Genomic DNA, 12,007 nt, shown 5'->3' on the forward strand with positions numbered 1-12,007 from the left:
GACCGCGACGACCACCGTCATGCGGGCCGACATCCAGGCCCTGCGGGCGATCGCGGTCGCGCTCGTGGTCGTCTATCACTTCTTCCCCGGTGTGCTCCCCGGCGGTTTCGTGGGCGTTGACGTCTTCTTCGTCATCTCCGGCTTCCTCATCACGGGGCACCTGCTGTCCAAGCCTCCGCGAACGGCCCGCGACCTGGCCGATTTCTGGGGCCGGCGCATTCGGCGGCTGCTCCCGGCGGCGTTCCTCGTCCTCATCACGACGCTGGCAGCGACGATCATCTGGGCACCGCAGACGGTCTGGACGAACGTCTCGCAGCAGATCGCGGCAGCGGGCGCGTACATCGAGAACTGGTTCCTGGCGAGCCAGTCTGTCGACTACCTCGCCGCGGACACGGCGCCGAGCCCCGTGCAGCACTTCTGGTCGCTGTCGGTCGAGGAGCAGTTCTACCTCGTGTGGCCTTTGCTGGTGCTGCTCGTGTTCTGGATCGTCGCGCGTCGCCGCGGCGACATCGACAAGCGGGCCGTCGGCGCCGTCATCGGCGCGATCGTGGTCGTCTCGCTCGCGGTGTCGGTCTGGCTGACCGCCACCGACCCGGCCGCCGCGTACTTCGTGACCTGGACTCGCGCGTGGGAGCTGGGGCTCGGTGGGCTCGCCGCATGCGTGTTCGGCTGGATGCAGGCGCGCTTCGGCCAGAGCAACACCGCCCGCCTCGTGGTGGCCTACGTGGGCCTCGCCTGCATCGCTGCGGCCGGATTCTGGTACACCGGCTCGCTGCCGTTCCCGAGCTACACGGCCGCCCTGCCCGTGGTCGGCACGGCTCTCGTGCTCGTCGCGGCGATCCGGCGCGGACCGCTGTCGCCGCTGCGGCTCATGGCCGTGCGCCCGGTCCAGCTCGCCGGCGACGTGTCGTACAGCATCTATCTGTGGCACTGGCCGCTGCTCATCGTGATCCCGTACGCCATCGGGCACGACCTGCACCGCGTCGGCAAGATCCTCGCGATCCTGCTGGCGTGCGGGCTCGCGTGGCTCACCAAGATCGTCATCGAGGATCCGTTCCGCGGACGCAAGCCGCTGGGCGTGCCGCTGCGCCGGTCGTTCATCTTCGCGCTCGTGGGGATGGTGGCCATCGCGCTGGCCGCCGGAGCCACCGGGGGCGTGGTCACCGTCCAGGCCGCTGCGGCGCAGGCCAAGGTCGACCACCAGCTGAACGACCCCACGTCGTGCTTCGGCTCACGGGCGCTCGTGAACAAGGGCTGCACTCCGCACGGGACCAAGCTGGTGACGAGCCCCGTGTTCGCCAAGCAGGACCAGCCGGCGCCCTACAAGGACGACTGCTGGATCCTCGGGGACTTCACCGATCAGAAGACCTGCCACTACGGCAGCACCGCGCCGGACGCCAAGAAGGTGGCGCTGATCGGCAACTCGCACGCCGGCCACTGGCTGCCGGCGCTGCAGCAGATCGCGAAGAAGCAGAACTGGAGCATCACGACCTACCTCATCTCGGAGTGCTACACGGTCGAGGTGATGGTGACCTACGAGACCCCGGCGCGATCGCAGAACTGCCTGGCGTGGAACAAGAAGGCGGTCGCCGACATCGCGAAGGGCGGCTACGACCTCGTCGTGATGTCGAACCGCACGTGGGCGAAGATGCCGGGCAAGACGCGCGAGCAGACGTGGGCGGCGGCGCAGGGCGACTACGAGCACGTCATGGCGCAGTGGGCCGCCGCGGGTACGCCGGTGCTCGTCCTGCACGACACTCCATACGCCACCGAGATCCCGAACGTCCCCGACTGCGTCAATGAGCACCTCAGCGACCTTTCGGCCTGCGACGGCACGAGGGCGCGCGAGCAGACGGATCCGGCCGCGACCGCGGCATCCCGGATGCACAATCCACTGGTCCAGACGCTCGACCTGACGGATCGCTTCTGCTCCGGCAACACCTGCTACTCCGTGCTCGGCGGCGTCATCGTCTACTTCGACCGGGGGCACATGTCGGCGACCTTCGCACGGTCGCTCGCACCCGACGTCGAGAAGGCGGCCGACGCGCTGCTCAAACGGTGACGGTCAGGACGGATCGGTGAGCGCCGCCAGCGTCTCGCGCAGCGCCGCTCCATTACGTTCGAAATCGAAGTCCCAGGCGGAGTGGAACGCCTTGGGGTTCAGGTGCCGACCGGTCTGCGGGACGTCGGGCTCGCTCCAGAAGTAGTGGCTTTCGGCGCCCAGCGCCACGGCGTACAGGTGCTCGTTGCGTGCGAGGTAGGCCTCGTGGTTGATCACGATGAGCGTGCGCAGGTGCCGGCTGAACAGGATGTTGAACAGTCCCGACCCGCCGAACCCCGCGACCGCATCGGCATCGGCGAACAGCGTCGCCGCAGCGGTGAGCGAGTAGTCCTCGGGGTAGACCACGTCGAACCCGTATTCGCGGAAGACGGCCTCGACGTCGGCGGCGTTGCGGCAGTCGCGGTGCGCCATTCCCGGTCGGCGCGACACGAACAGCCGACGCGGCCCAGGGGCGCGGTCCGGATCGACCAGACCGGCGCGCAGGCGCGCCCAGACGTCGTGGATGGCCGGGTGGAACCAGTACGGCTCGTGGTTCTGCCACAACGGCGTGCAGGCGAGCCACGACGATACTGACACGGCTTCGGGCTGCCAGCGCACATCGTCGTCGCCGAGACCGTATGCCGTCAGCAGCTCGCGCTCATAGGTCGGCTCGTAGCCCGCCGGCACTCGGATCAGCGCCTTCAGATCCGGCAAGCGCCGTTTCGCGGCGTCCCAGCCCCAGAGCTTGGCCGGCACCTCGGTGATGAAGTGGCCGAAATGCGCGTGGTAGGCCGTGGTCAGATCGTAGAAGTCGCCCTCGAGCGACGGCAGCGGCCGTTCGGCCGAGGCAGGCAGCGTCGCGAAGTCGGCGGTGACGTCGGTGGCGAGCACGTTGGTCGGGATCGGCTCGTTCGGGTACCGGAACGAGGGCGGCAGCAGCGTGCGCTCGTGCGTCAGCGCCATGTGGCTGAGCACGCGCATCGGCCCCTCGTAGTGGCGCATCGTCGCCTCGGGGGCGTGCAGCGTGGTGTCGAGGTTGCACACGCGCTCCGACGGCTCGTTGCCGTGCACGTCGCGCTGTGCGTTCACCTCGGCGCCCGCGATCGAGTCGAGGAGTTCGACGCGCAGGCCGGGTGAGCGTGTGGTGAGGGATGCCGCACGCCCGTCGGGCACCTTCAGGTAATGCGGTGCGCGCTTGAGGTGCAGGACGTACTCGCCGAGGCGCTGGACCGTGGTCGTCGCCGCGGCCAGCGCGGCGGCACCTCCGGTCGGCGCCTCGCCCGCGACGGAGGTCGCGAGGGAGCGGGCCCAGCCGTGCGGCGTCTTCGGGTCGTCGGCCGCGTCGAGGTGGACGTAGGCGCCGTGCTCGTGGACCGCCGGATAGAGCACGCGCCATGCGTCCCGCTGGTCGTCGCCGGCGGGAGGTCGCAGGTCGACGATCAGATCGGGGGCGGGCAGGGTGCGCAGGACGTCGACGACGGCACGGACGGTCGTCAGCCGCCGGACGGCGACGGTCGGCTGCCGCGTGCGGCTCGGGGCGAACCCCGCGGCGAACACGAGGATGTCATCGTCGAAGAACGTGCGCAGCCACCGCTGCGTCCGCCACCGCGCATCGCGGTCGGCGAGCAGGACCACGTGCCGTCGCCGATCGGCGGCGGGCGTCATGATGGCCTTGACCCGGTCGGACGGCGCACCCGTGTCGGCCGTCGCGGGAGCCGGGGGACGCCGGCGCCACTGCCACAGGGCGTAGCCGAGTACGCGGCGCCGAAGCGATCGACCCGTCATGCCCGCGGGTCGCTGTCATCGAGAGAGGGTCGCGTGCGATGTGCTGCTGTGGGGAGGGGCCGCGGCGTCATCGCCTTCGGGTGGCGCATAGCCACATCCTAGGGACAACGGGTTCGTCACCGCATCCGGAACCGCTATGCGACGCGTCCGAGAAGCTGCTTCACGTGCTCGGTGATCCGCTCGCAGGAGTGTCCGTCGACCATCGGCAGCGTGCGACGCCGGCGGGCGTCGAAGAACTCGCGCTCGGCGTCGTACGCGCCCGCGCACAGCTGCCGTCGGATGACAGCCACGGTCTCGTCGGCCGTCAGCGTGACGGGCCCGAGTCCGTGCTCTTCGTACGACCAGTAGCCGGGCACGTAGGTGTGCCCGCCGTGGAGGAACTCGTCGCGGTCGAACTGGAAGTACGAGACGTCGGCGCCGGCAAGGGCCGCTTCGAAGAAGATCGACGAGTAGTCGGTCACGACGCTGCGGCAGCGGGTGAGCAGCTCGTGCACGTCGTCGACCGAGGTCATCAGCTCGACGCCCGGGCCCATGAGACTCGAAGAGATCTGGGTGCGGAAGTTGGGATGGGGCAGGAAGACCAGTCTCGTCCCGGTGGCCCGGGTCAGTTCGGCGAGCTCGGGGTGGTTGATCAGGGCGAGCCAGTTCTGGGCGAACTCGGTCTCTTCGAAGGGGACGTTGAACTTGCGCAGCGCCCCCGGCGCCGCCTTGTCCGCCAGCAGCTTGTGCCGCCAGGTGGGGGCGAACAGCACGATGTTCCGGGCGGCCGGATCGGCCTGGGCAGCCAGGCGCGCGACCTCGTCGTGCCGGGGGAAGCCGGTGAGCTTGGCCTGCTCGGTGGTCAGCAGGTACGACGAGAAGTCCTCGACGATCGACCGCTGCTCGTCGACGCTCGCCGTCGTCATCAGATCGATGGGTTTGCGGTTGAACCAGATCGACAGATCGTGCTGAAGCACACCGTGCTCGAGATAGACGTACTTCCAGGGCCGCGTTCCGCCCGGATAGAGCTTCTCGGGCAGCGGGTCGGTCATCTCCACGTCGAGGTGAGAGGAGATGACGGCGTCGGCCTCGCACAGCGCCGCATGGTGCGCCGTCGAGCCGTAGGCCAGCAGCCGGAACCCGGCCTTCGACAGTCGCTGCCAGTCGGCGGATCTGCGGCTGACGACGAACCACGTGTTCAGCTCAGGCTCGTGCTCGCGCAGGTGCCGGTACAGATACTCGGCGCTGTCCCCGGCGGCGAGCACCTTGTCCATGAGGATCCACGCGTGCGCGTATCTGTGCCCCGCACCGAGCATGCGCTGCGCCGAGATCAGCCGGCGCATGCGTAGGCGGCGTCCGCGCCCGCGAACGCCCGGGCGGGACCGGTACGCCCATGGCACGACCGCGGCGATCTCCGCCCGCAGGCGCCCTGCGAGGCGCCGTCCGAATCGGCGCAGCGCCGACGGAGGCTTGCGCGCGGAACGCTTGCGGACCGGTTCGACGTCGGGAGCCCGATAGACGCCGTCTTCGAGCTCCACGATGCGTCCGTCCAGCTCGACCACGGCAGGGTCGCCGGCGGGCAGCCAGACGATCCGCTCGAACACCAGCCGCTGGTCGAACACGTCCAGCCGACGGACCTTCGCGGTGATCGGCTCGATGACGTGTCCGTCGCGCGAGAAGCGCTCCTCGGGCAGGTCCCCGCGATACAGATAGCGGAGCTGGATGCCGCGGTGGTCCGATCCGATGACCTTGGCCGTGCCCTCGTCGGGCAGAGCAGAGCCCTTCAACGCGAGCAGGATGCAGCGGTGATCGACGCCCAGCCCGGTCACGTTGTAGCGACGAATGCTGCTGTCGGAGACGTGCACGAGCACGGCGGCCAGCGCGTCCAGCACCCGCTGCTTCTGTTCGGCCGACATCCAGATCGCCTTCTGGTTGATGTCGGCCTCGCGCGGCAGGAACCACCGGACGTCGTAGAGGAACGTCATGTCGAGCCAGGCCGGCACCCCGTGCTGCGCCGCGCGCTCGAACAGCGGCAGATAGCCGCGCTCGAAACGATGGAAGTAGAAGTCCAGATTGGTGTGCACCGTGTCGACGCTCGAGTTCGCCGCCGCGCGCTTGCGGTAGAGGTACTCCGCCTCTTTGACGAAGAGGACCTTCCGCGAGGGTGCGCCGAGCAGGTACGAGCTCACGAACAGGGCGTCCTCGGCGATCGACAGGTTCTCGATGAACCGCAGACGCGAAGCCTCGATCAGGTCGCGACGGAAGAGCGCCGACGCCGCCTGCGACTGGATGTACGACGGGTCATCGTCGAGATCGACCACGCGCGTGCCGTCGGCGAACTTGAACCGCAGCACGTGGCTGTTGGTGATGCGATCGGATGCCTCGACATACCATTTCACGTTCGTCGAGACCAGGACGGGCTCGGTGCTGGCCTCGCGCAGTGCGGCGGCGATGGAGGACAGGTAGTGCGTACCGATGAAGTCGTCGCCGTCCGGAAAGCCGATCCAGTCGCCCGTGGTCGCCGCGAGCCCCGCGTTGCGCGCTGCGCTGACACCGGCGTTCTCCTGCCGCAGGACCTGCCCCTGCCGGCCATTCTCATCGAGCCAGCGCTGGGCGATGTCGCCGGAGTCGTCCGGGGATCCGTCATCGACGAAGACGAACTCCGCGTCGTAGTCGCCGGGGTGCTGCTCGGCGAACGACCGCAGCAGGTCGGGCAGGTAGGGCGCCGAGTTGTAGAGCGGCACCACGAGCGAGAAGCGGATGCGGTCGCGGGTCATCGGCGACTCCGGGCGGCGGCCATCGCGGCGACCTCGACCGTGACGATCTGACCGGTGAGCCCCGCGTCGATGACGTGCAGAGTCACCCGGGCGACGTCTTCGGGGTCGAGCAGCGTGCCGTCGGGCTCGTCGCCGAAGGCGGCCGTGCGCATCGGCGTCGCCGTGCGCTGCGGGTTGATGCAGTTGATGTGCACTCCGCTGTCGGCCCATTCCTCGGACAGCGCCTGGGTGAGGTTGACCACACCCGCCTTGGTCGCCGAGTATGTGCTGTAGTTCGCCCGTCCCCGGGTGTACGAGCTCGACGTGAACAGCACGACCTGCCCGCCCGTATCGACGAGGTAGGGGTAGGCCTCGCGGCACACCAGCGCGGGTGCGGTGAGGTTCGTCTGGATCGTCTTCTTGAGGTCGCGCTTCTTGGTGTCGATGAGGGGCGCGATCTTGAGCACGCCCGCGGTGACCACGACGGCGTCGATGCGGCCGAACTGCTCGGCTGCGTGGGCGAGGGCCTTGCGCACCTGCTTGGCGCTCGTGACATCCGTGCCGGTCGTCGAGCGACTGAACTCGATCACGTTCGCCCCGGCCGCAGCCGCTTGGTCGACGATGCTCGCGCCGATGCCGTAGCTGCCGCCGAACACGACGACGGACCTGCCGGCAAGGTCCGGCAGCTCGCCCATCCCGTCGGCCGAGAGGCTCGCCGACTGCAGCTGGAAGATCTTGTCGGCGATGTGCACGTCGATCGGCTCGGTGACCTTCATGTTCTCGGCGGTGCCGTCAACGACGAAGATCGGCACGTCGGGCAGGTAGGTGAACACGACGCCGCAGTCGTCGGTCGCATGGAAGTCGGGGTCCTGGCGCGCCAGATCGTATGCTCTGCGGATCGTGCCGAGCCGGAACGCCTGTGGAGTCTGGCCGCGCCGCAGCGTGGAACGGTCGGGGATGCCGCTGATGTGGCCGTCGCCGTCCACCTGCACGATCGTGTCGGCCGAGGGGATGGCGGTGTCGACGGCGTCGTAATCGTCCAGAGCCGCGACGCAGTCGTGGATGATGCGCTCGTCGATGAACGGGCGGACGGCGTCGTGGAGGAGCACCTTGGTGTCATCGCCCTCGAGCGCGTCGATCGCGAGCCGCGTGGTGTCGTTGCGGGTCTCGCCGCCGGGCAGGATGCGACTCAGCTTCGTGAACCGGGGATCCGTCTTGAGATGCTCGAGCTCGTCGAGCGCGGCCGCGTTCATCATGATGAGAATCTCATCGATCTCGGGGCTCGCCTCGAGCGCTTCGAGCGTGTGCTCGACGATCGCCTTGCCCGCGATGCGGATCAACTGCTTGGGGATGCCCAAGCCGACACGGACCCCGATTCCGCCCGCAAGGACGACAGCGACGGTTCTGGTCATGTTGCTCACGTGGGCACCTCATGGGGTTGACAGCACAAAAGGGGCGCCCGGTCGGCGCATCGTTCATCATATGAGCCGACCGTGTGCCCCCGCTGAATGCTCAGGGCGATCATCAGCGAACCAGCCGCCCTGGCCGCGTATGATCGACCGGCGAGAAAGGCGCCGACCATGACCTCGATCAGCGCAGTGATCCCGCTGTTCCGTGTCGAACAGTATCTTCCGGACCTGCTCACCAGCCTGTCCGCCCAGCGTGCCGGCGACTACACGCTCGAAGTCCTCTTCGTCGACGACGGCTCACCCGATCGTTCGGCCGAGCTCGCGCAGGCGTGGCTCGATGAGTCGGGGACGGCCGGGCGGGTGATCCGGCAGCGCAACGCCGGCGTCAGTGCCGCACGCAACGCGGGCCTGGACGCCGCCCGCGGCGAGTGGGTGACGTTCCCCGATTCGGATGACTTCGTGTCGCCGGACTACTTCCGCAATGTCGCCCGATTCATCGATCGGCGCGGCAGCGAGATCGCGCTGGCCTCGACGCGGCTCGTGCGGCTCACCGAGCCCGAGACCGTGACGCGCGACGTGCACGCCTTGAAGTTCCGTTTCATGGCCGGCAGTCGTGCGGTATCGATGAAGGCACACCCGGACTTCTTCCAGCTGAACGTCGCATCGGCGTTCTTCCGTCGTGACGAGCTCGTCGAGCGCGGCCTGCACTTCCGCGAGGGGCTGCACGCGTCCGAGGACGCGCTGTTCGTCGCCGAGTTCCTGCTTGGCCGGCCCGGCGACCCGGTGCTGGGCCTGGTCGCCGACGCCCGCTATGTGTATCGTCGGCGCGCGGCCCGGGACTCCGCGATCGACCAGTTCCGTCGCCGGGCCGACACCTACACCGAGCGATTCGGCGACGGCTATCTGCCGTTGATGGATGCCGCAGCCACCCGCGGCGGTGTGCCCGAGTGGCTGCAGTCCATGTTCCTGTACGAGTGCCAATGGATCCTGCCCGTCCAGCTCACCGAGGACGGGTATGCGCATGTGCTCGATGACGCCGGCCGCGCGCGCGTCCTCAAGGTGCTGGCCGCGTGCGCCCGCCATGTCACCGAGCAGCGGCTCTTCGAGTACGACGCGACCGCGCTGCCGCTCGAGTCGCGGCTCCTGCTGCAGCTGCTGTCGGGCCGCGGCATCCCCTCGTGGGTTCCGGCGTTCCGCGACCACCTGGGCACCGTCCTGATGCACGCCGCGGATCCGAACGGCGTCGTGGTCCGCGAAAGCGACGGCGCGCCAGCGCCCGTGACGCCGACCGTCGAGGCGCCCGACTACTTCGGCCAGCGGCTGCTGCACCGTTGGGTGGCGGTCGCACCCACCGCGCAGACCGTCGAATCCGACGGCGTCCGACGGCCCATCGACGACCGCGGAGCGGGCGACACCGCCGGGCAGCAGCAGGATCGCCTCCGCCGCCGCGTCTTCGGCCAGCTTCGTCGAGCCGTTCCCGCCCGCGAGGCCGAGGTGCGGGTCTGGAAGCCCGTCCCCGGTCCGCTCGGATCGCCGTGGGAACGCCTCCTGTGGGATCTGCGCCTCGTGAAGCACCGCGGCCGGCGGTGGGCCGGCCAGCTACGCGGTCGCTGATCCCACGCGCTCGGTGACGAGCTGCGCGATCCGGTCGGCGCAGGCGGTCGGCCGCGCATCCGGCACCGGGGCCTGCACCCACCGGGCCGCGAAAGCATGCGCCCGCTCCGGCGTGCCTTCGACGGCGGCGATCGCGACGGTGAGAGCTTCGAGGTCGCGCACGATCGGCCCGGGCAGGTCGTTGCGGTAGTCCAGATAGAAGTCGCGCGACGCGATGTACTCGTCGAGATCGGGCGCGAGGAAGTAGCAGGGCACGCCGAGGACGGCGGCCTCGTACAGCGCCGACGAGTAGTCGGTGATGAACAGGTCGGCGATCTGCAGCAGGTCCTGCGTCGAGAAACCCGGGGCGGTGTCGACCTCCGGGCCGAAGTCGACGGGCATCAGCGGATGCACCTTGACGACCAGGTGGATCTCGAGCCGCGCCAGCGCGCGCGCCAGGGCCGTGGCATCCACCGTCACGGTGCCGTCGAGGCGGAAGGTGGGTGCGAACACGGCGACACGGGCGCCCTTCAGGTGCGGGTGGACGTCATAGATCCGCTCGCGCGTCTGCGCTTGCCGCTGCGGGTCGAGCAGCCGGTCGACGCGGGGGAGCGGTGCGACCACGACCCGGTCGATGGGCGTGCCCAGCGCCTCGGCGAACGCGGCGCGGCACTCGTCGCCGCTGGCGAGGACGACGTCGTATCCCTCGTGCATGTGCATGGCCTTCGCCAGGCGCCGGTCGCGACCCTCTTCGTGATCGAGGATGCTGAGGCCGAACTTCTTGAACGCCCCCAGCGCGTGCCAGATCTGCACGATCGTCAGCTCGGGGCCGTGGCGCAGCAGGCTCGCCACCATGGCGTAGGTGTCGACGACGAGGACGCGAGAGGTGGCGACGTGGTAGAGCTGCGAGAGCATGTGGAACGAATAGCCGACCTTCGCCAGAACCCCGGGAGGCACCATCCGCACGAGGGTCACGACCTTCACCGACGGGTCGGCGCGGGCGATCGCGGCTTTGAGGTCGAGGAAGTCGTCGGGAACGGACTCGTGCTCGCGGCTGATCATGACGACTTTGCGTCGCCGGCGCAGCAGCCGCATCGGCGCGTAGGCGATGTTGAGGCCGATCCGGGCGGTGTGCGCCACGAGCAGGCGCAGGCGCATGGCGCTCTCGGCACGGGTCGGGGCCGGCGCGCTGCCACCGGGGGCCGCGGCGGCGGGGCGTCCCGAGGTGCGGGGGTTGAGGATCAGCTCGCGCGTGATGCGCTCGGCCGAGTGGCCGTCGCAGGCGCCCATGAAGCGAGCGAGGAACGCGTCCTGATCGGCGTCGTGCCGCGCCTCGCGGATCGCGCCGGCAAGATCGGCGGTGTCGGTGACGAGCGGACCGGTGACGTACTCGTCGAACGGGTGGTAGAAGTCGCGGTCAGCGGTGTACTGGTCGAGATCGGGGCAGAAGAACACGATCGGGCGTCGCAGCAGCGCGTATTCGAAGATCGTCGACGAGTAGTCCGTGATCAGCACGTCGGCGGCCATCAGCAGCTGGGTGATCTCACGGTCGGCGGTGACGTCGATGATGCCGGTCACACCGGGGCGCGCGACCGTCAGAGGTCTGACGAACGGATGCATCTTGACCATGACGACCCAGTCGTCGCCGAGGTCCCGGGTCAGCGCGGCCCAGTCGATGCTGTCGTAGTCGAACGTCGCCGTCAGCTGCCCGTTGCCGCGGAACGTCGGCGCGTACAGCACGATGCGCGTGTCCTCGCCGATGGCGTAACGGGCTCGCACGTCGTGGTTCGCGCGCGCGACGAGCTCCTCGTCGAAGAAGACGTCGGTGCGCGGCACGCCGAGCGCCTTGACGCGGGCGGTGTCGATGCCGAACGCCTCGGCGTAGCTCGGCCGCACGGCCTCGCTGCTGACCGTCGCATCGGTGTAGTTGCGGTGGATGATCGATCCCGGCGTCGGTCCGCCGGGTAGTCCCTCGCGACTGTAGCCGACGCGTTTGAACGCCCCGGCGGCATGCCACACCTGCAGCAGACGGGTCTCGGCGCGGATGTGGAACGGGTAGATCAGGGGATAGAAGTCGTCCAGGACGATGGTCTGCGCCGTGGCGGTGAGCCACGGCAGGCGCAGGATGTCGCGGATCGGGCGGTGTGCGCGCAGGCTGCGCTTGAAGATGCCGACGACCTCCGCGTCCGGATTCTGCCGGAGGATCTCATCGCGCAGGTACCGGATGTTCCCCGTGTAGTCGGCACGGGAGTCCGACAGGAAGAGGATGCGATTCGGACGCACCCGGGCCAGGCGCGTGAACAGGCGATACGTGAGCGAATAGGGGCCGAACCGCCACTTCTGGAGGATGCGGCTGCGTCGCAGCAGACTCCGCAGGCCGGTCATGTTCGTCGAGAGCTCTTTTCGTGTGATCTGCGCATGCGGCGCGCCCAATCGCCTTCCTG

Annotated in this window: 6 protein-coding genes; 2 read left to right on the plus strand and 4 right to left on the minus strand. The window is 69.1% G+C overall.

Features of this window, described 5'->3' with window-relative positions:
* The first annotated feature begins 19 nt into the window (after positions 1–19).
* Complete coding sequence (locus AC3RX0_RS01765) at positions 20–2,062, plus strand: acyltransferase family protein (RefSeq protein ID WP_491504225.1); 2,043 nt, start codon at positions 20–22, stop codon at positions 2,060–2,062.
* A 3-nt stretch (positions 2,063–2,065) separates the two neighbouring features.
* Here the strand turns inward: AC3RX0_RS01765 and AC3RX0_RS01770 are convergent, their stop codons facing one another.
* The 3 genes from AC3RX0_RS01770 to AC3RX0_RS01780 form a co-directional block, all read right to left on the minus strand.
* Positions 2,066–3,826: a glycosyltransferase family 61 protein gene (locus tag AC3RX0_RS01770; protein WP_491504226.1), complete on the minus strand. Its 1,761-nt coding sequence runs from the start codon at positions 3,824–3,826 to the stop codon at positions 2,066–2,068.
* A 134-nt stretch (positions 3,827–3,960) separates the two neighbouring features.
* Positions 3,961–6,582: a bifunctional glycosyltransferase/CDP-glycerol:glycerophosphate glycerophosphotransferase gene (locus tag AC3RX0_RS01775; protein WP_491504227.1), complete on the minus strand. Its 2,622-nt coding sequence runs from the start codon at positions 6,580–6,582 to the stop codon at positions 3,961–3,963.
* Positions 6,579–7,973 (minus strand): SDR family NAD(P)-dependent oxidoreductase, encoded by a 1,395-nt coding sequence (locus tag AC3RX0_RS01780; RefSeq protein ID WP_491504228.1) that lies wholly within the window; start codon positions 7,971–7,973, stop codon positions 6,579–6,581. The genes AC3RX0_RS01775 and AC3RX0_RS01780 overlap by 4 nt, the downstream gene beginning before the upstream one ends.
* 168 nt (positions 7,974–8,141) lie before the next feature.
* Between AC3RX0_RS01780 and AC3RX0_RS01785 the strand changes: the two genes are divergently transcribed.
* Positions 8,142–9,584, plus strand: a complete 1,443-nt coding sequence (locus AC3RX0_RS01785; RefSeq protein WP_491504229.1) for a glycosyltransferase family 2 protein — start codon at positions 8,142–8,144, stop codon at positions 9,582–9,584.
* Here AC3RX0_RS01785 and AC3RX0_RS01790 read toward each other — a convergent pair.
* Entirely contained in the window at positions 9,570–11,948 is a 2,379-nt protein-coding gene (locus AC3RX0_RS01790; protein WP_491504230.1) for a CDP-glycerol glycerophosphotransferase family protein, read from the minus strand. The two genes, AC3RX0_RS01785 and AC3RX0_RS01790, sit on opposite strands and share 15 nt — an antisense overlap.
* Between the last annotated feature and the right edge of the window lie 59 nt (positions 11,949–12,007).

Source organism: Microbacterium sp. W1-4-2, assembly GCF_058349885.2.

What these genes read in the sequence shown, in the direction of transcription:
- AC3RX0_RS01765 (WP_491504225.1), top strand. Translation starts at nt 20, where the DNA reads ATGCGGGCCGACATCCAGGCCCTGCGGGCGATCGCGGTCGCGCTCGTG.
- AC3RX0_RS01770 (WP_491504226.1), bottom strand. Translation starts at nt 3,826, where the DNA reads ATGACGGGTCGATCGCTTCGGCGCCGCGTACTCGGCTACGCCCTGTGG.
- AC3RX0_RS01775 (WP_491504227.1), bottom strand. Translation starts at nt 6,582, where the DNA reads ATGACCCGCGACCGCATCCGCTTCTCGCTCGTGGTGCCGCTCTACAAC.
- AC3RX0_RS01780 (WP_491504228.1), bottom strand. Translation starts at nt 7,973, where the DNA reads ATGACCAGAACCGTCGCTGTCGTCCTTGCGGGCGGAATCGGGGTCCGT.
- AC3RX0_RS01785 (WP_491504229.1), top strand. Translation starts at nt 8,142, where the DNA reads ATGACCTCGATCAGCGCAGTGATCCCGCTGTTCCGTGTCGAACAGTAT.
- AC3RX0_RS01790 (WP_491504230.1), bottom strand. Translation starts at nt 11,948, where the DNA reads ATGACCGGCCTGCGGAGTCTGCTGCGACGCAGCCGCATCCTCCAGAAG.